This window comes from Pseudomonas sp. IT-P100 (assembly GCF_949767185.1).
GTDB classification, from domain to species: Bacteria; Pseudomonadota; Gammaproteobacteria; order Pseudomonadales; family Pseudomonadaceae; genus Aquipseudomonas; species Aquipseudomonas fluorescens_B.
On sequence record NZ_CATKQK010000033.1, the window covers coordinates 305,289 to 329,915 of the forward strand.

Annotated in this window: 26 protein-coding genes; 11 read left to right on the forward strand and 15 right to left on the reverse strand. The window is 60.2% G+C overall.

Features of this window, described 5'->3' with window-relative positions; genetic code table 11:
• Window positions 1-68: 68 nt before the first annotated feature.
• The 4 genes from ACM6IQ_RS21795 (at window position 69) to ACM6IQ_RS21810 (ending at window position 2,071) form a co-directional block, all read left to right on the forward strand.
• Window positions 69-491 (forward strand): MAPEG family protein, encoded by a 423-nt coding sequence (locus tag ACM6IQ_RS21795; protein WP_414879818.1) that lies wholly within the window; start codon window positions 69-71, stop codon window positions 489-491.
• A 139-nt stretch (window positions 492-630) separates the two neighbouring features.
• Window positions 631-858, forward strand: coding sequence for a DUF6555 family protein (locus ACM6IQ_RS21800; RefSeq protein WP_414879871.1), 228 nt, complete (start codon window positions 631-633; stop codon window positions 856-858).
• Window positions 859-959: 101 nt separating this feature from the next.
• Window positions 960-1,583, forward strand: coding sequence for a hypothetical protein (locus tag ACM6IQ_RS21805; protein ID WP_414879819.1), 624 nt, complete (start codon window positions 960-962; stop codon window positions 1,581-1,583).
• Window positions 1,584-1,588: 5 nt separating this feature from the next.
• Window positions 1,589-2,071 (forward strand): hypothetical protein, encoded by a 483-nt coding sequence (locus ACM6IQ_RS21810; protein WP_414879820.1) that lies wholly within the window; start codon window positions 1,589-1,591, stop codon window positions 2,069-2,071.
• 139 nt (window positions 2,072-2,210) lie between these two features.
• On the opposite strand, the gene ACM6IQ_RS21815 is transcribed toward ACM6IQ_RS21810, so the two are convergent.
• Window positions 2,211-2,408 carry a YbdD/YjiX family protein gene (locus tag ACM6IQ_RS21815; protein WP_017339263.1) on the reverse strand — a complete coding sequence of 66 codons (198 nt, stop codon included), beginning with the start codon at window positions 2,406-2,408 and terminating at the stop codon, window positions 2,211-2,213.
• Window positions 2,409-2,423: 15 nt separating this feature from the next.
• Entirely contained in the window at window positions 2,424-4,481 is a 2,058-nt protein-coding gene (locus ACM6IQ_RS21820; protein ID WP_017339264.1) for a carbon starvation CstA family protein, read from the reverse strand.
• Between the two features lie 440 nt (window positions 4,482-4,921).
• Between ACM6IQ_RS21820 and ACM6IQ_RS21825 the strand changes: the two genes are divergently transcribed.
• Genes ACM6IQ_RS21825 through ACM6IQ_RS21835 form a run of 3 tightly spaced genes read left to right on the forward strand, consistent with a single transcriptional unit; the run spans window position 4,922 to window position 7,294 of the window.
• Window positions 4,922-6,283 carry a cache domain-containing protein gene (locus ACM6IQ_RS21825; protein ID WP_414879821.1) on the forward strand — a complete coding sequence of 454 codons (1,362 nt, stop codon included), beginning with the start codon at window positions 4,922-4,924 and terminating at the stop codon, window positions 6,281-6,283.
• A gap of 26 nt (window positions 6,284-6,309) precedes the next feature.
• The gene (locus ACM6IQ_RS21830) at window positions 6,310-6,942 is read left to right on the forward strand and encodes a response regulator (RefSeq protein WP_017339266.1); all 633 of its coding nucleotides are present in this window, start codon (window positions 6,310-6,312) and stop codon (window positions 6,940-6,942) included.
• 43 nt (window positions 6,943-6,985) lie between these two features.
• Window positions 6,986-7,294, forward strand: a complete 309-nt coding sequence (locus ACM6IQ_RS21835; RefSeq protein WP_017339267.1) for a hypothetical protein — start codon at window positions 6,986-6,988, stop codon at window positions 7,292-7,294.
• On the opposite strand, the gene ACM6IQ_RS21840 is transcribed toward ACM6IQ_RS21835, so the two are convergent.
• Both ACM6IQ_RS21840 and ACM6IQ_RS21845 read right to left on the reverse strand, forming a co-directional pair.
• The gene (locus tag ACM6IQ_RS21840; RefSeq protein WP_017339268.1) at window positions 7,278-8,552 is read right to left on the reverse strand and encodes a glucarate dehydratase family protein; all 1,275 of its coding nucleotides are present in this window, start codon (window positions 8,550-8,552) and stop codon (window positions 7,278-7,280) included. The genes ACM6IQ_RS21835 and ACM6IQ_RS21840 overlap by 17 nt on opposite strands.
• Entirely contained in the window at window positions 8,549-9,946 is a 1,398-nt protein-coding gene (locus ACM6IQ_RS21845; RefSeq protein ID WP_414879822.1) for an MFS transporter, read from the reverse strand. The genes ACM6IQ_RS21840 and ACM6IQ_RS21845 overlap by 4 nt, the downstream gene beginning before the upstream one ends.
• 106 nt (window positions 9,947-10,052) lie before the next feature.
• Between ACM6IQ_RS21845 and ACM6IQ_RS21850 the strand changes: the two genes are divergently transcribed.
• Window positions 10,053-10,955: a LysR substrate-binding domain-containing protein gene (locus tag ACM6IQ_RS21850; protein ID WP_414879823.1), complete on the forward strand. Its 903-nt coding sequence runs from the start codon at window positions 10,053-10,055 to the stop codon at window positions 10,953-10,955.
• Window positions 10,956-11,139: 184 nt separating this feature from the next.
• On the forward strand, window positions 11,140-12,000 hold the full coding sequence (locus ACM6IQ_RS21855) for a CAP domain-containing protein (RefSeq protein WP_017339271.1): 861 nt from the start codon (window positions 11,140-11,142) through the stop codon (window positions 11,998-12,000).
• A gap of 20 nt (window positions 12,001-12,020) precedes the next feature.
• On the opposite strand, the gene ACM6IQ_RS21860 is transcribed toward ACM6IQ_RS21855, so the two are convergent.
• From ACM6IQ_RS21860 to ACM6IQ_RS21900, 9 genes are all read right to left on the reverse strand, one after another.
• Window positions 12,021-12,653, reverse strand: coding sequence for a glutaminyl-peptide cyclotransferase (locus ACM6IQ_RS21860; protein ID WP_017339272.1), 633 nt, complete (start codon window positions 12,651-12,653; stop codon window positions 12,021-12,023).
• Window positions 12,654-12,688: 35 nt separating this feature from the next.
• Window positions 12,689-13,909, reverse strand: a complete 1,221-nt coding sequence (locus ACM6IQ_RS21865) for a hypothetical protein (RefSeq protein ID WP_017339273.1) — start codon at window positions 13,907-13,909, stop codon at window positions 12,689-12,691.
• A gap of 114 nt (window positions 13,910-14,023) precedes the next feature.
• Complete coding sequence (locus tag ACM6IQ_RS21870) at window positions 14,024-14,506, reverse strand: GNAT family N-acetyltransferase (RefSeq protein WP_017339274.1); 483 nt, start codon at window positions 14,504-14,506, stop codon at window positions 14,024-14,026.
• A 156-nt stretch (window positions 14,507-14,662) separates the two neighbouring features.
• Window positions 14,663-14,863 carry a YbdD/YjiX family protein gene (locus ACM6IQ_RS21875; RefSeq protein WP_017339275.1) on the reverse strand — a complete coding sequence of 67 codons (201 nt, stop codon included), beginning with the start codon at window positions 14,861-14,863 and terminating at the stop codon, window positions 14,663-14,665.
• A gap of 123 nt (window positions 14,864-14,986) precedes the next feature.
• Window positions 14,987-16,231 carry a dihydrolipoyllysine-residue acetyltransferase gene (locus ACM6IQ_RS21880; protein WP_414879824.1) on the reverse strand — a complete coding sequence of 415 codons (1,245 nt, stop codon included), beginning with the start codon at window positions 16,229-16,231 and terminating at the stop codon, window positions 14,987-14,989.
• Between the two features lie 40 nt (window positions 16,232-16,271).
• Entirely contained in the window at window positions 16,272-18,971 is a 2,700-nt protein-coding gene (gene mdeB, locus ACM6IQ_RS21885; RefSeq protein ID WP_414879825.1) for an alpha-ketoglutarate dehydrogenase, read from the reverse strand.
• On the reverse strand, window positions 18,968-19,255 hold the full coding sequence (locus ACM6IQ_RS21890; protein ID WP_414879826.1) for a hypothetical protein: 288 nt from the start codon (window positions 19,253-19,255) through the stop codon (window positions 18,968-18,970). The genes mdeB and ACM6IQ_RS21890 overlap by 4 nt, the downstream gene beginning before the upstream one ends.
• 35 nt (window positions 19,256-19,290) lie before the next feature.
• Complete coding sequence (locus ACM6IQ_RS21895) at window positions 19,291-19,755, reverse strand: transketolase (RefSeq protein WP_414879827.1); 465 nt, start codon at window positions 19,753-19,755, stop codon at window positions 19,291-19,293.
• A 43-nt stretch (window positions 19,756-19,798) separates the two neighbouring features.
• Window positions 19,799-20,815, reverse strand: a complete 1,017-nt coding sequence (locus ACM6IQ_RS21900) for a 1-aminocyclopropane-1-carboxylate deaminase (protein ID WP_414879828.1) — start codon at window positions 20,813-20,815, stop codon at window positions 19,799-19,801.
• A gap of 200 nt (window positions 20,816-21,015) precedes the next feature.
• Between ACM6IQ_RS21900 and ACM6IQ_RS21905 the strand changes: the two genes are divergently transcribed.
• Window positions 21,016-21,525 (forward strand): Lrp/AsnC family transcriptional regulator, encoded by a 510-nt coding sequence (locus tag ACM6IQ_RS21905; protein ID WP_017339281.1) that lies wholly within the window; start codon window positions 21,016-21,018, stop codon window positions 21,523-21,525.
• 3 nt (window positions 21,526-21,528) lie between these two features.
• Here ACM6IQ_RS21905 and ACM6IQ_RS21910 read toward each other — a convergent pair whose 3' ends face one another.
• Window positions 21,529-22,965 carry an HD domain-containing phosphohydrolase gene (locus tag ACM6IQ_RS21910; protein WP_017339282.1) on the reverse strand — a complete coding sequence of 479 codons (1,437 nt, stop codon included), beginning with the start codon at window positions 22,963-22,965 and terminating at the stop codon, window positions 21,529-21,531.
• Between the two features lie 110 nt (window positions 22,966-23,075).
• On the opposite strand from ACM6IQ_RS21910, the gene ACM6IQ_RS21915 reads away from it, so the two are divergent.
• Window positions 23,076-23,906 carry an alpha/beta hydrolase gene (locus ACM6IQ_RS21915; protein WP_017339283.1) on the forward strand — a complete coding sequence of 277 codons (831 nt, stop codon included), beginning with the start codon at window positions 23,076-23,078 and terminating at the stop codon, window positions 23,904-23,906.
• A 52-nt stretch (window positions 23,907-23,958) separates the two neighbouring features.
• On the opposite strand, the gene ACM6IQ_RS21920 is transcribed toward ACM6IQ_RS21915, so the two are convergent.
• The gene (locus ACM6IQ_RS21920; RefSeq protein ID WP_414879829.1) at window positions 23,959-24,228 is read right to left on the reverse strand and encodes a hypothetical protein; all 270 of its coding nucleotides are present in this window, start codon (window positions 24,226-24,228) and stop codon (window positions 23,959-23,961) included.
• Between the last annotated feature and the right edge of the window lie 399 nt (window positions 24,229-24,627).

The following is a 24,627-nucleotide window of genomic DNA, read 5'->3' on the forward strand; positions in this document are numbered from 1 at the left end:
GCCGACCACACATCGGTCGCGCGGCTGGGGAATGACGTGCTGAAAATGATTGATCGAGGATCGCCGCCATGACGATACCGATGTGGATGTTGCTTGGGTTTGCGACCTGGACTTTGCTGCTGTTGATGGCAACCGTCGGGGTGTATCGCTGGATCAGAATCCTGTTTTCGAATGTTCCGATTGCCTCTTTCCGCAGCGATCAGGTCGATGGCGAGGACTGGTATCGGCGCGGGATGAGAGCACATGCCAATTGTGTGGAAAACCTGCCTGTCTTTGGCGCCATCGTGCTCGTGATTTCAGCCCTTGGGGTCAACAGCGCTGCAGTGAACTACTTGTCCACACTCGTCCTGATCGCTCGTGTTTGCCAGTCGCTGGTTCACGTAGCCCACGTACAAACCGATGCGTTCGTGGCGGTTCGGTTTGCCTTCTATTGCGTTCAGTTGATCTGTTTTCTTGCGCTCATTGTTCTGGCCGCTTGTTACGGCGCATGAGGAACTTCAACAAATGGAGCGCTTTCTCAGGACAAAAATACCCTCCGCGTTTTGCAGTGTCAGGAAGACGCCCGAAAAATAAAAGGGAACTGGCACTAAGCCACTAATGTCCGAGCCGCATCACCTGGAGAATTGGCTGATGCGCTCTCGGCATTTTGAAATCACCTACTGTTTGAATCACTCGCGTCGAATGTTTGTCCAGCCGGACACTCACATGACCGATGAAGATGCGTGGTATTACGCGTGTCTGCACGCAGGCGTGGGCCTTTTGTATGGGGCAGACAACGCTCAGGGCAATCATGCGAACCTGCTCGACCACGCTGAAAAGTCCGGTTTGACCGATGTCAAATGGGAGGAATTGCCGTAACCCGCGATTGAATGCCCTTCCCTGCACAGGCAAAGATTTCAGCCTCCCGCTACGCTCAACACAACGCATCTTCCTCTACATGAAATGAGGTCGACCTTCCTATGCTTTTATATCCGAGATTATCCGCCGGATTGCTTGGCGGGCTCCTTCTTGCTGCATCGGTTGCAAGCAACGCTCTGGCCGATGTCAAAACCTGCGAGTGCGAGTTCAGCAGCCGGGACTATCAAGCCTACGGCACGAGTGGTGCCTGTGGTGTATTCATGTACGCAAAGGCCAGTATCTGCGAGATCTCTTTCGCCGGTATCGGCGCCAATCCAGATGTGCTGACCAACCCGAGGCTGGGAACTAATACTCAGCAGGCCCAGTTAGACGTCGCACCGGATATTTTCAGTCGTTATCTCGAGTTCGTAAAAACAGGCAACGTCACGCCTCTGAGCGAGCAAAAATTCATAGAGCGCAGTTTGCCCGTCATGGCCCGCGCCAGCCTGTTTCGCGCAGCCCCGCAAATAGCAGAAGCGCCGATCAAGCAGCTGGATGCCGTGATTCAGGACGTGGCACACAAATACAGCGGCGAACTGGAAGCGATTTTCCTCGGAAAAAAAGAGCCGCATACCCTCCAGTGGGATACCGAGAGCAAGGTTGAACTGGGTCGCGGTTATGTCCAGATCAATTACAGAAAGGATATTCAACTGCGCGTTCTTTACTTCTCGCCAGCACAGAGGTGAAGGTCATGAACTTCACATGCCTTGAAGAATTATCGGACCTTGACCGGACGGGTTTGATGGTGGCGATGATCGCTGCCGCGATCTTGCTGCTTCTGGGCCTTGGTTTGTCCTTTCACCTGAAATTCTGGCAAGCGCTCACGGAAATCATCTATGACAAAGTCCACTTGAAGTTGCCGCCTCCCCTGCTGTGCCTGCTGACTTGCTTCGCTGTATTGGGCGGCATCTATGGGTGGCTGAATAACCACTATCCGGCCGACAGTATTATTTTCAAGGATAAGCCCTGGACGCTTGGGGAGATCAAACAGCGACTGGAGACAGTGTCAGGGGTGGATATTCAACTGAAAGGAGACGTGGCGAGTTTTGCCATTGATAGAAGGATAAGCGGGGCCTGCGCGGCCGATGTGCTGAAAGCGATTTGTGACCATTACCGGGATCAACTGATTTGTCGCAATGAGCCCGCGCGAACCATTATCGAACGTAAACCCTGAAAGTTGCTGCATACAAAACAACTGTGGGAGCTAGCCTGCTAGCGATGGCGGACTGTCAATCAACAAGGATGTTGAATGTTCAGCCGTCATCGCTAGCAGGCTAGCTCCCACAGGGATTGCTGTTAAGCCGACAACCGGGTCAACAGCACTTCGGCCCGGCCTTGCTGCCGTAACGAGCTTCCTGGCGCTCCCGGAAGAACACCTCGTAACTCATCACCGGCTTGTCCGGGTGTTTGCTCTGCATGTGCTCGACGTAGTTGTCGTAGTCGGGCATGCCGACCATCAGGCGCGCGGCCTGACCGAGGTATTTACCGAGGCGACTCAGGTCATTGAACATGTTCGCAATCCTCGATCAAGCGTCCGGTATGGCCTGGAATGGCGCTTCTTTATCCGTGCGTTCCTTGGTACCCCAGGCGGCGATACCGACCTTGAGGGCAAAGAACAGGATGCTGAAGACTACGAACAGGAACAGCGCAGTCAGCGTTGCGTTGGTGTACGCGTTGTAGATCACGTGCTGCATCTGCTCGATGCTTTTGGCCGGGGCAAGCACCTGACCGTTGGCCAGTGCATCGCTGTATTTCCTGGCCAGCGCGAGGAAACCGATGGCCGGATTGGCATCGAACAGCTTGATGAAGCCTGCGGTAACGGTGCAGATCAGCAGCCACACCGCCGGCAGCATGGTGACCCAGACGTAGCGTTGGCGTTTCATTTTGATCAGTACGACGGTGGCCAACATCAGCGCGATACCGGCCAGCATCTGGTTGGAGATACCGAACAGCGGCCACAAGGTGTTGATGCCGCCCAGCGGATCGATCACGCCCTGGTACAACAGGTAACCCCACATCGCCACACAACCGGCGGTGGCGATCAGGTTGGCGGTCCAGGAATCAGTACGCTTCAGCGCCGGCACGAAGGAGCCGAGCAAGTCCTGGAGCATGAAGCGTCCGGCACGGGTGCCGGCGTCCACCGCGGTCAGGATGAACAGCGCTTCGAACAGGATCGCGAAGTGGTACCAGAACGCCATGGTGTTTTCACCCGGCAGAATGTTGTGCAGGATCTGCGCGATACCGACTGCCAGGGTCGGAGCACCGCCGGCGCGGGCCAGGATGGTGGTTTCACCGATGTCCTTGGCCACCGCTTGCAGGGCTTCCGGGGTAATCAGGAAACCCCAGCTGCTGACGGTCTGCGCAACCGACACAGCGTCGGCGCCGACAATGGCCGCCGGGCTGTTCATGGCGAAGTACACGCCCGGCTCGATTACCGAAGCGGCGACCATCGCCATGATGGCCACGAAGGATTCCATCAGCATGCCGCCGTAACCGATGTAGCGAGCATGACCCTCACTCGCCAGCAACTTCGGCGTGGTGCCGGAAGCAATCAGCGCATGGAAACCCGACACCGCGCCACAGGCGATGGTGATGAACAGGAACGGGAACAGACCGCCCTTCCATACCGGCCCGGTGCCGTCGATGAATTGGGTCAATGCCGGCATTTTCAGGTCAGGCATGGTGATCAGGATGCCGATCGCCAAGGCAATGATGGTGCCGATTTTCAGGAACGTGGAGAGGTAGTCACGCGGTGCCAGGATCAGCCACACCGGCAGTACCGCAGCAACGAAACCGTAGCCGATCAACATCCAGGTGATCTGGATGCCCGTGAAAGTGAAGGCCTTGGCCCAGACCGGATCGGCAGCAATCTGCCCACCGAGCCAGATCGAGCCGAGCAGCAGCAATACGCCGATGACGGAGATTTCACCGATACGACCCGGACGGATGTAGCGCATGTAAATGCCCATGAACATCGCGATCGGGATGGTCGCCATCACCGTGAAAATGCCCCACGGGCTTTCGGCCAGGGCTTTGACCACGATCAACGCCAGCACCGCGAGGATGATGATCATGATCAGGAAGCAGCCAAACAGCGCGATGGTGCCGGGGATGCGGCCCATTTCCTCACGGACCATATCGCCCAGGGAGCGACCGTTGCGGCGGGTGGACATGAACAGGACCATGAAGTCCTGAACCGCACCGGCCAGCACCACGCCGGCAATCAGCCACAGCGTGCCGGGCAAGTAGCCCATCTGCGCCGCCAGAACCGGACCGACGAGCGGACCTGCGCCGGCGATGGCCGCGAAGTGGTGACCGAACAGTACGTGTTTGTTGGTCGGTACGTAGTCCAGACCATCGTTATTGAGGACAGCGGGGGTGGCTCGATTGGGGTCGAGTTGCATCACCTTGTTGGCGATGAACAGGCTGTAGTAGCGATAAGCAACGAGGTAGATGGCGACGGCTGCGACTACGATCCAGAGGGCGTTGATCGCTTCGCCGCGGCGCAGGGCCACGACACTCAGCGCAAACGCTCCCAGAACAGCCACGGCAAACCAGGCGAGGTGTTTAGCCAGACGGGGCATAGCGTGTCTCCTGCCGACAGCCAGTGACTGCGGCGGTAATTTTTATAATTGTGTCCGCTGTGCGGAGCTGGCCCAATATCCGCGCATGCCGTCCACAAATAAATCCGCGTTACTACGTACGTGGTCTCTACGTAGTTCTACGTAGAGACCACTGATCTCGCAGCTGAAATGCAATACCCCTGTGGGAGCAAGCAGGCTGGCTCCCACAGGGGTTTGTGTTTTCAACTCGCTGACTTCCCAACCACAGGTCATTCCGTCCAGCAGCGCTACTGGACGCGCATCTCTTTGGCATATGATGCCCGCCTTCGCCTAATGCCGTCCCTGTAGGAGCGAGCTTGCTCGCGATGGACTCAAGAACAACGCGTAAATCCAGCCAACACGCGTTTTCATTGACGACCTTCGCGAGCAAGCTCGCTCCTACAAAGTCCTCAGGAGCCCAGATGCAGCTCAAACACAAAATCGTCGCGCTCGGGATTCTGCCGCTGGTGCTGGCGATCGCAGTCATCTGTGCGCTGGTGATTTCCCTGAACCGTCAACTGGGCGATCAACAGGCGCAGCTGATCGAAGACAGCATTCTGGCCAGCAAGCGCGCCGAACTGAAAAACTACGTGGAAATGGCCCAGAGCCTGATCGCGCCGCTGTACGACGACGGCCACGGTGACGCGCGCGCCCAGCAGCAAGTGCTGGAAGAACTGCGCAAGCTCAGCTTCGGCATCAATGGCTACTTCTTCGTGTACGACCGCGAGGGTCGCAGCCTGATGCACGCGCGGCAATCGGATCTGGTGGGTCAGTATCTGTGGGACATGAAAGACCCGCACGGCCTGCCGGTGATCCAGGCCTTGCTCAAGAGCGCGCAATCCGGCGAAGGTTTTCAGCGCTACGCCTGGAACAAACCCTCCTCTGGCGAGGTGACCGACAAACTCGCCTACGTGGTGATGCTGGATCGCTGGGGCTGGATGCTCGGCACCGGCATCTACCTTGAAGACGTTGAACGCGCCACTCAGCAGGCCCGAGACGAAGTGGCGATGGGCATTCGCAAAACCATGCTGGCGATTGCCGCCGTAGCGCTCGTGGCCGTGCTGTTCGTGTTTGCCAGCGGCATGACCCTGAATGTCAGCGAACACCGTCTGGCCGACAAAAAACTGCAACGCCTGACCCAGCGCATCGTCAGTTTGCAAGAAGAAGAACGCTCGCGGGTTTCCCGAGAGTTGCACGACGGCATCAGTCAGGTCCTGGTCTCCATCAAGTTCCAGTTCGAACTGGCCAGCCATGTCCTGGAGAATGGACAGGACAAAGGCTTGAGTATTTTGAGAGAGGCCACGGAGCGGCTGGGAGACGCGATTGGCGAGGTTCGCAGCCTCTCCCACGACCTGCGCTCCTCCTTGCTCGACACCCTGGGCCTGTCCGCGGCCATCGGTCAACTTGCCGAGGAGTTCGAGCAGCGCAGCGGGCTGACGGTGACCTACAACGATAACGAATTCGACTGCCACCTGGTCGATGGCGCGGCGGTCTCGCTGTTCCGCATCGTCCAGGAAGGCCTGACCAATATTGAACGCCATGCACAGGCGAAAAACGTTTCCATCAACCTGCACGGGTCTGAAGAATCCATACGGCTGACGGTGGTCGATGACGGTGTCGGCTTCAACGTCGCCCAGGTCGAACGGCGTCATGCCGGGATTGGCCTGCGCAATATCCGTGAGCGTGTCGAGCATTTTGGCGGTCGATTCGACCTGATCTCGATGCCGGGAAGAAGTGAGCTGGACGTGCTGCTGCCGATGAAAATGCCCGGCGCAAAACGCTGACCTGACAATAAGAGTGAATACTCGTGATGAACCTGCCCTCCCCGATCCGCGTCGCCCTGGTCGACGATCACTCTTTGGTCCGCGACGGGATCAAGGCGCTGCTGTCTGTCATGGCCCCGCTGGAAGTGGTCGGCGAAGCCGAGAATGGCGCGGACGCCATAGAGATGGTCGGGCGCTGTCAGCCGGATCTGTTGCTGGTCGATATCAGCCTCAAAGACATGAACGGCCTGGAGCTGACCCGGTTGCTGCGCAGCCAGTACCCGTCGCTCAAAGTGCTGGTGCTGAGCATGTACGACAATTACGAATACGTGAGTGAGTCCGTTCGCTCAGGTGCCAGCGGCTATGTGCTGAAGAATGCGCCGTCACGGGAAATCATTGCGGCTATCGAAGCCATTGCCAGCGGCGGGACGTTCTACAGCGCTGAAATCGCCCAGCGGCTCATCGCCGATAAAAGTACCGACAACGAGCTGACGCCCCGTGAAAGTCAGGTGCTGTACAAAATGGCGCAAGGGATGAACAACAAGGAAATGGCCCGCGACCTGGACATCAGCGTGCGCACCGTAGAAACCCATCGCCTGAGCATCCGCCGCAAACTCAACATCGACAAACCGGCGGCGCTGGTGAAATACGCGATCGATCACGGGATCATTTCGCCGTAAACCACGCAAACACCACCGACACACCTACTTGCCGGAGACCGCTGTGCCGCCCTTGACCGCCCGTGAGATTTACCAGCTGTTGCGTGATGCCGCGCTGGAGGTTCGCCCGCTGCGACTATCGGGCGAACCGGCCGAGCCCGGCGTGGTGCAGGTCGATATCGAGGGCTGGCGCCTGACCCTCGATGTCGACGGCACCCACCTGCGCCACTGCCAGCATTGCCAGAGCCCGGATGGCCGCGAGGGCAGCTTCGACAGTTGGCAACGTTACGGCACCGACCCGGTGAGTTTGCTCAGCGGCTGGGAGCAGGCACAGATCGAGCGTTTGCTGAGCGCATTCAAAACCGCGGTTTAAGCGCTTTCCAGTCCGGTTTGTAGCGCTGCATCTGTTTCACGTCATCGCGCTGACGAATGCCGCAGGTCAAGTATTGATCATGCAACTTGCCGAGCTGATCCTGATCCAGTTCCAGGCCCAGCCCGGGTGCACGGGTGATTTTCACGCAGCCATCGACAATCGGCAGCTTGCCGCCCTTGATCACTTCTTCATCCGGCTCCTGCCACGGGTAATGGGTGTCGCAGGCGTAATCCAGATTGGGCACCGCCGCCGCCACATGCGCCATCGCCATCAGGCTGATGCCCAGGTGCGAGTTGGAATGCATCGACACGCCGAGACCAAAGGTGTCGCACATTTTCGCCAGCGCCTGAGTGTCACGCAGCCCCCCCCAGTAATGGTGATCGGCGAGGACGATCTGCACGCTGTTCAACGCCACGCTACGGCGGAACTCGTCGAAATCGGTGACCACCATGTTGGTCGCCAGCGGCAAACCGGTGCGTTTGTGCAGCTCGGCCATGCCGTCGAGGCCCGGCGTCGGGTCTTCGTAATATTGCAGGTCATCGCCCAGCAGCTCGGCCATGCGAATCGAGGTTTCCAGTGACCAGTTGCCGTTCGGGTCGATGCGCAGCGGATAGCCGGGGAAGGCTTTTTTCAGCGCCTTGATGCACGACACTTCATGCTCCGGCGGCAACGTGCCGGCCTTGAGCTTGATGCTCTTGAAGCCGTAAGCCTCGATCATCCGCCGCGCCTGGGCGACGATCTGCTCTTCATTCAGCGCCTCGCCCCAATTGTCTGGCTTATAGGGTGAATCGACGTGTTGCGCGTACTTGAAAAACAGGTAGGCGCTGAACGGAATCTCATCGCGGATCGCCCCGCCCAGCAGGTCCACCAACGGCACGTTCAACGAATGTGCCTGCAAATCCAGGAACGCCACTTCGAACGCCGAATACGCGTTGCTCACCGCTTTGCTGGCGTGTGAGCCCGGCGCCAGTTCGGCACCGGCAATGCTCGCGGGTTTGTTCGCCGCCACGGTGGCCTGGACGATGCGGCGCAGTTGATTGAGATTGAACGGGTCAAGGCCGATCAGTTGCGATTGCAGTTGTTGCTGGATCAACAGCGCCGGCGCATCGCCGTAACTTTCACCTAGGCCGATGTAGCCATTGTCGCTTTCGATTTCGATGATCGAGCGCAGCGCGAAAGGCTCGTGAATCCCGCTGGCATTGAGCAGCGGCGGATCACGGAAAGCGATGGGGGTGACGGTGACTCGTTTGATTTTCAAGAGGCTGCTCCCTTTGGATCAGGTTTCAAAGCGGGGTGACTTAAAGAGGTGGGCGCTGCTGCGGTATCGACCGGTTTCCCCTTCAGCACGTTGTGTGCATCGCCCCGCGGTGCCGTGCGGGCAAAGAAGATCACCACTGCCGCCACCAGTGAAGTGGCTGCCAGACCGTAGAGGCCACCTTCGATGGATCCGGTTTTTTGCTCGAGTAAACCGAACGCCGTCGGCGCAACAAAACCGCCCAGGTTGCCGATAGAGTTAATCAACGCGATCACTGCCGCCGCGATGCGTGCGTCCAGATAGCCTTGGGGAATCGGCCAGAACAACGCCGAGGCAGCCTTGAAGCCAATGGCCGCAAAACAGATGGCAACGAAGGCGAAAATCGGCCCGCCCGTGGTGGACATGAACATGCCGAACGAAGCAATCACCAAGGTCAACGCAACCCAGGCCTGCTGGTGTTTCCATTTGCTGGCCATGGCGGCGAAGGCATACATCGCGACGATGGAAATGATCCACGGAATCGAGTTGAACAGGCCGACCTGGAAGTCGCCGAGGTTGCCCATTTTCTTGATCATGCTTGGCAGCCAGAAGGTGGCGCCGTAGATAGTCAGGGCGATGGAAAAATAGATGAAGCAGAACAGCGCAATCTGCTTGTCAGCCAGCAATCTGAACATCGACGGCTTCACTGTCTGCGTGGTTTCGCGGGCCTGCTGCTCCAGCGCGATGGCGCTCACCAGTGCGTCCTTTTCTTCCGTACTCAGCCAGTTCGCCTCACGCGGATGGGACTGCAACCAGAACCAGACAAACCCGCAGAGCACGATCGAGGCAAAGCCTTCGATCAGGAACATCCACTGCCAGCCGTGCAGGCTGAAACCACTGACGTTCAGCAAGGCACCGGAGACTGGCCCGGAAATCACCGAGGCAATGGCCGAGCCACTGAGGAAGATCGCCATGGCCTTGCCGCGTTCGGTCGACGGCAGCCATTGGGTGAAGTAGTAAATGATGCCGGGGAAGAAACCCGCCTCGGCCGCGCCGAGAATGAAGCGCAGCACATAAAAGCTGGTTTCGCCGCGCACGAACGCCATGGCCATGGCCGCCGCGCCCCAGGTGAACATGATGCGCGTCAGCCAGGCGCGGGCGCCGTAGCGTTGCAGCAGCATGTTGGAGGGGACTTCGAAGATTGCGTAACCGATGAAGAACAGCCCGGCGCCCAGGCCATAGGCGGCGGCGCCGATGCCCAGGTCAGTTTCCATGTGGCTGCGCACGAAGCCGATGTTGACCCGGTCGATGTAGTTGACGATGAACATCACCACGAACAGCGGCAGCACGTGGCGCTTGACCTTGGCCGCTGCGCGGGCGAGCACAGTCGGGTCCGGCGGACTCTGGAGGGTATTCAAGGGGCGACTCCCGTTCATTGTTTTTTTAGGGACGGGCCGATCATGGACGCGGACATTGATCCCGTCTAATCTAACTTGGCATTCGATTGATACCTGGATTAGATCAATGTTCGAACTGACGCAATTGCGCTGCTTCACCACGGTGGCGACCGAGCTCAATTTCCGCCGCGCCGCCGAACGGTTGAATATGACCCAGCCGCCGCTCAGCCGGCAGATTCAACTGTTGGAGCACCATCTGGGCGTCGAGCTGTTCACCCGCACCACCCGCAGCGTCGCCCTGACCGCCGCCGGCCGCGCTTTCTTCATCGAAGCGCAGAACCTGCTGGAGCGCGCCCAACAAGCCGCCGCCACCGCCCGACGCTTCGCCGAAGGCGATATCGGCACGGTGAACATCAGTTTCGTCGGCAGTGCGGTGTACGAATTCCTGCCCAAGGTGATTGCCGAAGCGCGGCTCAAACAACCGCAGGTGAAAATCGACCTGTCGGAAATGAACACCTACCAGCAGCACGAAGCCTTGCGTGCCCGCCGTATCGATCTGGGCATCGTCCGTGCGCCATTGCTGGAGCCGGGTTACGCCACCGAATGCCTGGTGCGCGAGCCATTTGTCCTCGCTGTGCCCAGCAACCACCGGCTGGCCAGCGCTGAAATCGTGTCGGTCAACGACCTCGATGCCCAACCGTTTCTCATGTACTCCCACGCCGCTTACCCGCCGTTCAACGAACTGCTGACCGGGATGCTGCGCTCGGCCCGCGTCGCCCCGGAATACGTGCAATGGCTCGGCTCGTCGCTGACGATTCTGGCGCTGGTCAACGCCGGCATGGGGTTGGCGCTGGTGCCGCGTTGCGCCAGCAGTGTGGTGTTCAAGAATGTGGTGTTTCGCGATATCGACCTGGGCGAAGGGGTGCAGAGCGAATTGCATCTGATCTGGCGGGAGAACAATGACAACCCGGCGTTTGCGATGTTGCTGGAGGGGATTCGCACGGCGGTGCGGGAGGGTTGGGGCGCGTAGATAGCGGGCGAGAGGTGTGGATCTTGCTGGCTGGCAAAACAGCATCGAACGGTACGTCCGTCAGACGCGTGGCGGCCCCGGTAAATATGCCCTCCTGCGCCGTGAACCTTGTTTGAACTCCCCAGTCTTACAGCGGCGCCAATTCCTCCCCTAATCGTTGTCATCTCTTCAGAGCTGTCCCTCCATGCGCCAAACCGACCACGCCTTGCGCCTGACTTCGCTGTGCCTGTTCACCCTGCTTTCTTTTACCACCCGCCCCGCCCACGCCGGCGCGGAACGGCAACTGGTGGAAGCCATCAACGATTACCGTGCACACCCGCAGCGCTGCGAGCGGCGTCCCGCCCAACGTTTGTCACCGTTGACGCTGAAATCCAACCTGGCCTTGCCGATCGGCTACGGCGGCGGCTTGCGGGACCGGTTGAAAGCTTCCGGTTATCAGGCAGTGACCGTGCGCACCCTGCGTGTGGTCGGCGCGCAAGATGCCGAAGAGGCCTTCGACCTGCTGCAAAGCGACTACTGCATGGCATTGCTGGACAGCCAATACGCCGATATCGGCGTCAGTCGCAGCCGCAGCGAATGGCAAGTGGTGCTGGCGCGGCCAGTACTGGACAGCCAAATGGACGACACACGAGCCGTCAGCCGGGCCTTGCTCGCCCAGGTCAACGCCGCGCGGGCCAAACCGCGCCTCTGCGGGCGTCAGCGTTTCGCCGCCGCCCGACCACTCGCCTGGAACGCCAGCCTCGGGGCCGCAGCCCAGGGCCACAGCAAGGCAATGGCCTACGGAAATTACTTCGCACACCGCGATCCCGACGGTGATACGCCCGCCGACCGTGCAAGAGCGGCCGGATTCCGTGGCCGCCAGATCGGCGAAAACATCGCCGCGGGGCAAGGCTCACCGAGCAAGGCAATGGCAGGCTGGCTCGCCAGCCCCGGACACTGCGCCAACTTGATGAGCCCGCTGTTCACTCAAGTGGGAGCCGCCTACGCGACGGATTCGCGCAGTGACGAAGGGGTTTACTGGACGATGCTGTTTGGAGCGCCTTGAGGCCGGTAACGCAGTGAGCGTCATGCAGGCCGGCGTACCGTCCTCACCTTCCCGCTGCCACCGCCGCCGCAGAAAAACTGATCGCCGCCATCTGACTCAAGTCCCGATACGCCGACTCCGGTCGGCATCTTGACGCTCTGCAGCACCTCCCCGGTTTTCGGATCGACGCGACGCAGTTCGCTCTCGTCGCCTTCCCACGTCCCATGCCAAAGCTGCCCCTCCACCCAGGTCACCCCGGTAACGAAGCGGTTGGACTCGATCGTGCGCAAAATCGCGCCGGTCTCGGGATCGAGCTGGTGAATTTTCCGGTCGCGATACCGCCCCACCCACAGTGTGCCTTCAGCCCACGTCAGCCCGGAATCATTGCCGCCGCCCGGTGCGGGAATGGTATTGAGCACCTTGCCGGACTGCGGGTCGATTTTCTGGATGCGGTCGGCGGCGATCTGGAACAGGTGCTGGCCATCGAACGCCGTACCCGCATCCGCGGTGACATCGATTGAACGCAAGGTCTTGCCGCTTTGCGGGTCGAGGGCGATGAGTTTTTCGCCACTGGCAAACCAGACGCGCTCACCGTCCCAGGTCACGCCATGCACGCTGTCGACGCCGGTGAACGGGCCATACTCGCGGAGGATTTCTGCGCTTGAGTGTTTCATTTCGGTTTCCTCATCAGGGGTTCGTGAGGTCCATCCTAGTCACTCGGCAGGGGCGCCGGGAGTAACAAGGTCGTCGCGAAACCCGGCATCGGCGGGGTCATCCAGCGCCGGGCCCGGCCACGTCCGAATGGCTGCACTTTTCCGGCCGCCGCCAGCGCGTCGAGTGCGCGCTGCACCGTGCGCTGACTGGTGCCGAGGGCCAACGCCAACGCTGAACTTGACCAGGATTCGCCGTCGGCGAGCAACGCAAACAGCGCCGCGTATCGTTCTTCGATCGGGTGCGCCAGCACCACCACGTCGGATGAAACCAGCGCCACCAGCGCAAACCCGTGTTGGGTGGCGACGACACCCGCCAAGGGTTTCAGCGCCGCGCGCAGGCGCCCGACTTCAACACGCAAGCGCGCTCGATGGGACTCGTCCGATAGCTTCAGGCGAAACGCCCGGCGAATCAGTGTCTCCCTCGATACGTCCGCCGGCCAGGTTTCGGCCAACGCCCGCGCGAGGGTGAACAGCACCGGGCGCCTGGCCAGGGAAACCGACATGCCGGCGCCGCGCACGGCATAACGGCAGGCGTCCACCACCAACGCGGTCGACCCGAGCACCGCTTCAACTTCATCCAGTAACAACGGTCGCTCTTCGCCATGGGCGATCAGACGCGCTGTCGGGGAATTCAGGACGAGAAAGGCGTTTTCGACCTCGGCAGTGAGCGCCGGGATACCCGCCTCGCGCGCGGCATGCTCGGCCCTCGTCAGGGCATGCCGGGCCGTTTGCGATTGCAGGCGACGGATCGCAATACCCGCCGCCACCAATTCATGGGCGGCGCGTAAAACCGGTGGCAGCGTTGCAGGGTCCAGCGCAGCGAGCAGAGCGTCAGCCTCGTCGAGGCGCCCTATCAGCAACAGTCGCCGAATCTGCAGATACCGCGCGTGAGCGGCGTTCACTCGATCCCCGTGCGCCTCCAGCGTCACCCGTGCGGCTTCGAGCGCCTTCACTGGCCAGCCCAGGTCGCGCGAAGCCAGCGCAATTTCGGCCTCGGCCACCACGCACCGCGCCCGCGCCAATGCCTCTTTCGGCCCGTATGCACGTGCGGCGCTTTTCACCAGCGCTTTCGCCCGAACCAGATCGCCGAGTTGCGCCATGGCGATACCGCGCAACGCGAGCGCGGGCGCATCGTCACGCAACGCCACCCGGTCCAGCGCTCCGAGCGGGTCGCCCGCCGCCAGTGCCCGCGCGGCAGCTGTGATCAATGAGTCCATAGGAGTAGCGCCACGGTTGTCGCTCCTGTCGTTCGATAACCTTGGTTAGTCTAGTCACGCGACAGGATGAGCACGGGGCGGGATTGTTTGCGCTTGTAAGGGGATGTCCGAGGGTCAGGCGTGGGTCAGCAACCGCATGTTCAACAGTGCGACCCGACGACCATCCGGCGAGAGCCGTTCCTCAATACCGAACGGCATAAATCCGAGCTGCGGATACAGCAGCAGTCCCGCCGTGTTTTCGTTGAAGCATGAAATCTGCACTTCACTGGCCTGGTGACGATCGATCGCCAGCCCCACCATCGTCTCCACCAGAAATTTCGCCACGCCCTTTCCCCGGGCCCTGGGTGCCACGATCACATTGCCGATCGCGCACACGCCTTCTCGCTCAAACCTGTAAAAGTTCGCAAAACCAATCACAGAGCCATCCTCTTCAACCACCGTTGAGTCAGAACGTTGGGCAATCGATGCAAGTAATTGGGCGTCCGTCAGCGGGTACTGCCCCTTCGGAAACATGAAAAACAGTTCTTCAGGGGTTTGCGGGAAATTGCAGATCGCCAGAACATCTTCAGCGCGTACAGGGCGGTGAGTGAGGGGCATGATTCGGCTCCATCCAAATGTCGGTGTGACACATTACTGATTGCAGGCTCCGAATTAAAGTGGCTGCATGCGGACAGTTTGCTAACCATGAAACGCAAAAAGCCTCGCCCTCTCAGAGAGGACGAGGCCTTTCGGTGACCACCGATCAACCGGCGTTCAGCAGCACCGCGTCGTGCAACTGCGTTTGCCGTAGCGTGCTTCCTGACGTTCACGAAAAAAAGCTGAATAGCTCATGACCGATTCGTCCGGATGATTGCGCTTCATCTGCGCGACGTAGTTGTCATAATCCGGAACGCCCACCATCAGGCGCGTGCTCTGGCTGAGGAACCTGGCGGCAAGCTGCAGTTTGCGGAACATGGCAAAAGCCTCTTTGAGGGTTGGACGGTCCCATGAAACCGCACTTATGTATCTGAATTGTGTCCGCGACCGGGGAAGTTGTCAGTTAAGTGACTGAACGAACCCGGTAAACCGGCAACCGGGTCACAGAACCAACCGGCGGTAATCCGCCAGCACACTGCTCAGATACGCGTTGAAACGCCCCGCCGCCGCGCCATCGATCACTCGATGGTCCCAACTCAGGCTCAACGGCAGAATATTGCGCGCGACAACCTGCCCGCCCTCCAGCGCGAGTCGTTCCGTGCTTTTGCCCACCCCGAGAATGGCGACTTCCGGCGCATTGATGATCGGCGTGAAATACGTCCCGCCAATACCGCCCAACGACGAGATCGAAAAGCAGCCGCCACTCATCTCGGCAACGCTCAATTTGCCCCCCCGCGCCTTTTCAGCCAGCACCGACATTTCCCGGGCAATCGCCAGCACGCCTTTCTGATCGACGTCCTTGATGACGGGGACGACCAACCCTTCAGGCGTATCGGCGGCGAAACCGATGTGGCAATAGCGCTTTAACACCAAGTCGTCGCCTTTGAGACTGGCATTGAACTCCGGGAATTTTTTCAACGCGCCGGCACAGGCTTTCATCAACAACGCCAGCAACGTCAACTTGACCCCGCTGCCGGCCTTTTCCTTGTTCACCTGCACGCGGAATTGTTCGAGCTGCGTGATATCGGCGTCGTCATGATTGGTCACGTGGGGAATCATGAGCCAATTGCGATGCAGGTTCGCCCCGCTGATTTTGCGGATTCTCGACAGTGTCCGGGTTTCCACCGGCCCGTATTTGGCAAAATCCACCACCGGCCAGGGCAGCAATCCGCCTAATGGCTGAACACCGGTTTCAGTTACTGTCAGTACGCCTTTCACATGGGCCGACACGTCGGCTTTGGTGATGCGACGACGTAGACCCGTGCCCTGAATGGCCTTGAGCGAAACACCCAACTCACGAGAGAACTTGCGAACCGACGGCGATGCCAGCGGCAAGTCCGTTGGCGGATCAAACGCTTCGATGAGCAACGCTGGCGCAGCCACCGACAGAGGCGCCGCGACCGTTGCAACGGGCTCTATGCTGGGCGCAGACGTCGCCAATCGCCCTTCATTTTCGATAAAGGCAATCGGCGATCCCTCGCTGACTTTGTCATCCAGCCTGACCACCAACGATTGCAACACACCCGTCTGCGGCGATGGAATTTCCATGGACGCCTTGTCGGTCTCGACGATGATCAGGGTCTGCCCTTCGACCACCGCATCGCCCACCTTGACCGGTATTTCTATGACACCGACATCTTTGGCATCGCCAATGTCGGGCATTCGCACTTCATGCACATTCTTCATGACCATTTCCTGATAATTCGACTCGACCTGAAGCCCGGCTTCAAGCTTCCCAAGGCGCGATGGCGTCCACATCAATCGCGTAGCGCGCAATCGCTTCGGCGCACACGCCAACATCGAGGAGTCCTTCCTGAACCAGTGACGTCAGCGCGCTCAAGACGATCTGATGGCGATCCACCTCGAAAAACGCGCGCAGCCTGCCGCGGGTGTCACTGCGACCGAAACCGTCGGTGCCGAGCACGGTGTAACGCGCCGGCAGATAACTCGCGATCAACTGGGGCAAGGCGCGCACGTAATCGGTACAGGCAATGATCGGCGCCGCGTCGTTGAGCGATTCCTGAACGTGGCTGCGCCGCGCCGGTTGTCCGGGATGCAGGCGATTCCAGCGCTCCACTTCGCGGGCCTCGCGGGCCAGTTCGACGAAACTGGTGACGCTCCACACTTCACTGTCGATGTTCCAGTCGCTGGCCAGCAACTCGGCTGCCGCGATCACTTCAAGCAGGATCGCGCCGGAGCCCAGCAACTGGACGCTGCCGCGTGCATCCTCGACTTCGTGTCGGGCGAACAGGTACATGCCTTTGATAATCGCCTGTTCGACACCGTCGGGAAGGTTGGGCTGCGGGTAGTTTTCGTTCATCAGCGTGACGTAATAGAACTCGTCGACCTGGCGCTCCAGCATCTGGCGCATGCCGTGATCGAGGATCACCGCAAACTCACCGGCGAACGCCGGATCGTAGGCACGGCAGTTGGGCACCATCGCTGCCATCAGGTGGCTGTTACCGTCCTGGTGCTGCAGGCCTTCGCCGCCCAGCGTGGTGCGGCCCGCCGTGGCGCCAAGCAGGAACCCGCGTGCCCGTTGGTCAGCCGCCGCCCAGATCAGGTCGCCGACGCGCTGGAAGCCGAACATCGAGTAGTAAATGTAGAACGGCAGCATGGGCAGGCCATGCACCGAATAGCTGGTCGCCGCGGCGACCCAGGAACTGATCGCGCCAGCTTCACTGATGCCTTCTTCGAGAATCTGGCCATCCAGGGCTTCCCGATAACTCAGGATCGAACCGATGTCCTCCGGTTCGTAACGCTGGCCCACGCTGGAGTAGATGCCGATCTGTTTGAACAGGCTGGCCATGCCGAACGTGCGCGCCTCATCGGCCACGATCGGCACGATGCGCGGCCCCAGTTGCTTGTCCCGGAGCAAACCGCTGAGCATCCGCACGAACGCCATGGTGGTGGACATTTCCTTGCCTTCCGCGGCAATGGCGAACCCGGCGTAGCTGTTGATATCGGGCACCGCCAATGACGCCGACGTTGTCGGTCGCGACGGCATGTACCCGCCCAAGGCACGGCGACGTTCATGCAGGTAACGCATTTCGGCGCTGTCGTCGGCGGGCTTGAAGAAGCTCAGCGAGGTGGCCTGTTCATCGGTCAGCGGCAAATTGAAACGGTTACGGAAGGCGATCAAGGCCTCCTTGTCGAGTTTCTTCTGCTGGTGAACGGTCATCTTGCCCTGCCCGGCGTCGCCCATGCCGAAGCCTTTCTTGGTCTGCGCCAGAATCACCGTGGGCTTTCTGCCCTCACGCATCGCGCTGTGGTAGGCGGCAAAAATCTTCACCACGTCGTGGCCACCGCGCTTGAGGCGGTCGATCTGTTCATCGGTCAGGCCCTGGGCGAGATGCGTCAGGGCTTCATTCTGGCCAAAGAACTGATCGCGGTTGAAGCGCCCGTCTTTGGCGGCAAAGGTCTGGAACTGGCCGTCGACCGTGGCGGACAAGGCCTTGACCAACGCACCGTCGTGATCCCGGGCAAACAGGCCGTCCCAGTCGGAACCCCAGACCAGTTTGATGACGTTCCAGCCAGCCCCACCGAACAGCGCCTCCAATTCATCGATGATGCGACCGTTGCCCCGCACCGGACCGTCCAGCCGCTGAAGGTTGCAGTTGACCACCCACACCAGATTATCCAGCCCTTCACGCGCCGCCAGCGTCAGGGCCGACATGCTTTCCGGCTCATCCATTTCACCGTCGCCAAACACGCCCCAGACAGTGCGCCCGGCAGTGTCTTGCAAGCCGCGGTGCTCCAGGTATCGCATGAAGCGCGCCTGGTAGATCGAGCTGATCGGGCCGATGCCCATCGAGCCGGTCGGGAACTGCCAGAAGTCCGGCATCAACCACGGGTGCGGGTAACTCGAGAGGCCTCGGGCACCCTGGGCGCGCGCGCCGATCTCTTGTCGATAATGCTGCAGGTCCTTTTCCTCCAGGCGACCTTCCAGAAAGGCCCGTGCATAAACGCCCGGCGCGGAGTGCGGCTGATAAAACACCAGATCTCCGCCGCTGCTTTCGGTACGCGCCTTGAAGAAGTGGTTGAAGCCCACCTCGAACAAGTCCGCAGCGCTGGCATAACTGGCGATGTGACCACCGAGTTCCCCATAGGCCTGGTTGGCCCGGGCTACCATGACCAGCGCATTCCAGCGCATGATCGAGGCCAGGCGTTCTTCCATCGCCAGATCGCCCGGAAACACCGGCTGCTGCTCAACGCTGATGGTATTGATGTAGGGCGTGCCATGGCGCGGCCGCCAGTTCATCTCGGCAGTGCTGGCCAGCGCCACCAGCATGTCCATGATCTGCGCGGCTTGCCCGGCACCGCCATGGGCGATGACCGAGAGCAAGGCATCCCGCCATTCAGCGATTTCCTGGGCATCTTCAGCGGTCTGGCCCGGCAATTGGGCATGAATGTCGGACGGGTTCATGGGCAACTCCTGCAGGTGTCGGGAAACACTTCAAGGTGGCGCGAATGGCTGGCTCGGGCGAGGCTTTTGACGTGCTCCATCGCCTCGAGGATGGAACGCTCCGCCGAGACGACATTCGCCGTCTCGACATGGATCATCGCAACATTGTCAAAACAGCTGAAGCCCTGGTGGAGCAAGTCAATATGATCGCTTTCAAGTCCGGACGCGATGACGACGATACGCGTGCAACTTGAAGGCTCGCGCATCCATTTCATGGCTTTGCGACAGTCGGCAGTTTGGCTCATAGGCTTCGCCTTTCTTGTTTGGGGGTGGCTGATTGCTAAATGCCGCAGCGTTCCTGCAGCACGCTTTTCGCCAGGCTCCGGGTGGCCGATAGAACCGCTTCCACCTGTCGATCCATCGCCGCACTGGAGGACGCTACTTCTCCCAGTTCGACGACGCGCAACGGGTGACCACAGACAGAGCCCAGCCAGGCCAGGCCAGGGGCCGCGCCGACTTCGACGTCCAGTAAAAAGCTGCCTTTGGAAACGTAGCGCAGCAATTGACTGGCGTCACACGCGTCGACCCGCGGCGACTGTTCGGGGTTGAACCCGACCCGCAACCAGTCGAGCATCAATTCCCGGGATTGCTTGACGGCCAGATAAGCCACCTGATCCCAGTCATCGATCGCCATGTGCAGCTTGTCGATCATGTATTTGGGCAAAGCGGCGCTGGTGACGATGACCACCCCGGCCTCCGCCGACGGTTCCTTGATCCAGACTGCGGATTGCGATGTCGCATGCATGGCGTTACTCCCAGCGGTTGAACGGTCCGTTCCCACAGTTTTTTCAGCCGTTGCGGAACAGGAAACTGTAGGCATTCAGCGCCGGTACCCCGCCCAGGTGCGCGTAAAGCACTTTCGAACCTTCGGGAAATTCGCCACGGCGGACCATTTCAATCATCCCGTGCATGGATTTGCCCTCATACACCGGGTCAGTCAGCACGCCTTCAAGACGCCCGCACAGACGAATGGCTTCCAGCGTGCCATCGTTCGGCAAACCGTATTCCGGATAGGCGAAGCGCGTGTCGAGCACCACATCCTCTTCGATGATTTCGCGCCCCAGCTCCACCAGTTCGGCGGTGTGCCGGGCGATACGCAGGATCTGCGCCCTGGTCTTTTCCGGTTTGGCCGAGGCGTCGATGCCAATGACATTTTTCGAACGGCCGTCGGCGGCAAACCCGACCACCATGCCCGCCTGGGTGCTGCCGGTCACCGAGCAGACCACGATGTAATCAAACTTGAAGCCGAGCTCTTTTTCCTGCTGGCGGACTTCCTCGGCGAAACCGACGAAACCGAGGCCACCATACGGATGCTCGGAACACCCCGCCGGGATCGGAAACGGTTTGCCGCCCCGCTCCACCACATCATTCATGGCCTTCTCCCAGCTGGGCCGAATGCCGATGTCGAACCCGGCGGCGTCCAGTCGTACGTCGGCGCCCATGATGCGAGACATTTCGATATTGCCGACCCGGTCATACACGGCGTCGGAGTAGTTCACCCAGTTTTCCTGGACCAGCACACACTTCATGCCCAGGTGGGCAGCGACGGCCGCGACCTGACGGGTCTGGTTCGACTGGATCCCGCCGATGGACACCAGGGTGTCGCAGCCCTGTTCGAGCGCTTCGGGAATGAGGTATTCGAGCTTGCGCGTCTTGTTGCCGCCGAAGGCCAGGCCACTGTTGCAGTCTTCACGTTTGGCATACAGCTCGACCTTGCCGCCCAGGTGTTCGCTGAGGCGTTTCAAGGGCGTGATGGGAGAAGGACCGAAGGTCAGCGGATAACGTTTGAAGCGATTCAGGTTCATGACTTTGCTCCTTGATTATTGGATATCCAAGCGCCAGACCGAAAGACAAAAAAACGGCATTTCCAGGCTGTTTCAGGCGACTTCGATGAGTTCAATATTAAGAACAAAGCGAAAAATATGTGTTGCAAGTTTCAATCCATTAAAGAAACATCAATCAGCAGTTATTACTTAAAACAGACTTTTATTGTGCAGAAATGACCATGAGCGCAACAAATAATCACAAGAAACCCGGCACTCCAGGTGCGGAGCCGCTCACGCTGGACCGGACCGACCGCGCCATTCTCAAGACCCTGCAGCGAGACGCCTCCATCTCTAATGTGGCGCTCGCCGAGAAGGTGAAACTGAGCGCCCCCGCCTGCCTGCGGCGAGTCGAACGCCTCAAGCAGGCGGGCCTGATCAAGGGCATCGTCGCGCTGCTGGACAACGACGCGCTGGACGCGGGGATGGTGGTGTTGATCGGCGTGGTGCTGGACCGCTCGACGCCGGAATCCTTCGCCGCCTTCGAAGCCGCGGCACAGAAAGTGTCCGGGTGTATGGAGTGCCATGTGGTGACGGGGGAATTCGACTACTTCATGTTGATCCGCACCAAGGACAGCAACAGCTTCAACCGGCTGCACGCCGAGCAGTTGCTTTACCTGCCGGGGGTTCGGCAGATTCGCTCTTTCATGGGGTTGCGCCAGGTGTTGTCGACCACACACATCCCCATTTGAGGGTCATATCAATCCGAGCGTCAGCGCCTTCAGTGTCGCGGCCGCACGGGTCGTGCACTGCAATTTGCGGAACACACTCTCGACATGGGTGCGCACCGTGCTCGGGCTGATGCCGAGCTGGCGCGCCACCTCCTTGTTGCTGCCGCCCATGCTGATGCGTTGCAGGATTTGCGTCTCGCGATCGCTCAGCAGGCTGGCATTTCCCCTGGGTGCGACGACGCTCTCGCCGCGAGCCGCCGCGATGACTGCCTGGCAGGCCTGGGGGTCAAAACGCCCCCGCGCGGCTTCGTCGAGCAAGAGACGCTCGGCGTCACTGTCGCTGAAAGCCGCACGCCACGGCCGGTCGCCACGTAATGCCTGCCAGACCAGCGTGGCCGCCAGCAAACGCTGTTCGGCGGGCAAGGCATCGCCCTCAAGGCCACGGAAGTAGCCACTGCCATCCAGTCGTTCATAGGCATTCGCCGCCAGCCGACCCGGCGCCGTCAGTTCGGGAATCTGGCCGCAGGTGCGCGACGTCCAGTAAGGCACCAGCCGGACCTGTTCGAGATCACCGTCCAGCAATACGCCCGGCGTGTTCCAGATTCGGTTGGGCACCGCCGCCCGGCCGACGCCATGAATCAGCGCGGCTTTCGCGGCCTGGTCAGCCGACTGGTCCGACAAGCCCCACAACCTCGCGGCCTCCCTGACCAGTTCGGCCGACCGGCGTGAGTAGCCCGCCAACCAAGGCAGCTTGAGGTCGATCACATCCCCGACCAGCGTCAGCGCAACCTGCCCCTCGCTTCGATGCGGTTGCGAACGAACGTCTTGCGGCACGCGCAACGATTCCAGCCAGTCTTTGGCATTGAGCGCAAGTTCTGCCGCCAGCGATGCCGGGTAGCGACGATCGCCCTTGGTCGCGATCCACTCCAGTGCCGCCTCCAGTCCGTGAACCCGGGAGAGGATTTCCAGATCACCGGCCAGCAACACTTGATAGACCACCTCAGGCACCTCGGGATGGCGCAAGCCAAAGGGTTTGCCTTCACCGTCGAACTGCTCGAACACATGTCGCAGCCCATGTTCGACCGGTGCGCTCAGGCCCAGCGTGTGTGCGATATCGCCCGACACCTCGCAATGCACCACGGCCAACGGCGCCGATTTGCGCATCGCGCGCAAGCCTGCCGCGCCCAGTGTCTGGCTGAGCATGGCGTTGCGGCCTTCGACGTCATCGCCCAGCAAACGGGTAAAACCCTCCGCATTGGCCGTACACCCTGACCAACGCAGCAAGGCCACTTGCCGTGCGACCTCAGTGTGTTCACCGGCACCGTGGCACGACTGCGCGAGCAACTGCACCAGGCGAGCCGTACGGCGTGACTGGTCGAAGGGCTGGCCCATACTCAAATCGCCGACCATGGACAACGCCAGGATCGCACTCTCCAGCTCGATGCCGTCACTCTCGCGCATGACTCTCCCCTTTCTTCGAATGATGTTTGGCCTGCCTCGGATAAACGACCGATACCGGACCGCCCCCGTATTCCTGAAACTGCGTCACACCAACCACAGGAGTTCCAACCATGTTCAAACCCAAGGCTATCGCCCTCGCACTCGCCATGACCACTTCATTGTTCGCCGTCGGCAGCCAGGCCGCCGCCCCGCAACCGTCGGTGGTGATCGTACACGGAGCTTTCGCCGACGGCTCCGACTGGGGCAAGGTTGTTCCGCTGCTACAGGCCGAAGGCATCAAGGTTACCGTGGTGCAAAACCCGCTGACTTCCCTGGCCGATGACGTTGCGGCCACGCAGCGCGTGTTGAACAATCAGGACAACGGCGTTGTGCTGGTCGGGCACTCCTGGGGCGGTACAGTCATCAGTCAGGCCGGTACTGACCAGAAAGTCCGTGGCCTGGTGTACGTCGCTGCGTTCGCCCCGGATGCGGGCCAGGCCAGTAAGGATCTGGGCAAAGACTTCCCGGCGCCGCCCGGCGTGAAAGACATCGCCGCTGATAAAAACGGTTTTCTCTACATGACCCCCCAAGGCATGGCCACCGGCTTCGCCCAGGATCTTCCCGCTGCACAGACCGCCGTCATGGCCGCCACGCAGGGACCGATTCGTGCCTCGGCATTCGACGACAAAACCAGCGTCGCTGCCTGGAAAGGCAAACCGACCTGGTACGTCGTTGCTCGCGACGACCGCATGATCCAACCGGATCTGCAGCGTGCGTTTGCCAAGAAATTGAAAGCGCAGGTCACCGAAGTCCAGGCCAGTCATGTGCCGCAGCAGTCGCGTCCGGCCGACGTGGCCAAGGTCATCATCCAGGCGGTGCACGAGACTCAGGACAAGACTGCGGAAGTGACGGATGCAACCCAGCAGTCTCATGGGCCGCAAAACACCAGGAACGGGGTTTGAGCAGGCCACTTTGACGCACAAAAAAGCCGCGAATATCGCGGCTTTCTCGTTCTCAGCGTGTAGCTTTTTCCAGCGTCCAGCCCAGCACATCCAAGGCATCACAGCCGTCCTGGACGAGCATGTGTGCGGCGTTGGCGAAATGCTCCAGGTCATGACCCTCGGCTTCTCTGACGCAAAGGCAGGAAACACTGTTGAGCAGATTACGCGCAGCTTTTAGTCGGTGGACGGCGGTTTCAAGAAGATCGGAAGCGCGGGCTTCGGTGTCGATGTACAGCGTCGGGCCGACGCTGAAGTTGCCTTGGAGCGGGTGGAATTTAGGCATGGCGTGAATCTCACCTGATAATTGAAGCTCCCACCCTTTCGCGGCTAAACGAATTTGGGTGGTAGCTATGCGCGGGTTAGCCGACCGGACAGATGAACCCGGCACACCCGAAGGTGTCCCACGCACAGCCACCATAGACATGTAGATTCTAGGCAGCAAAAAACGCCGCGATTATACGGGCGCTTGTGCATCATCTGATACGACCGGCTAAAGTCGATCACCGATTCGTCGGCGACGGGCGAACTATAGGCGAGCCTTAAGCGAAGAAAAACCCGGTTTATGCGTCTCGGAGACGTCCTACACCTTTCTCGGAAATGCCTCGTTCCTCGATTTTTCTCCCTAGTGGATAGATCAAACTTCTTTTAGAACGTCACGGACCGGCCAGTGCACAAAATCCAC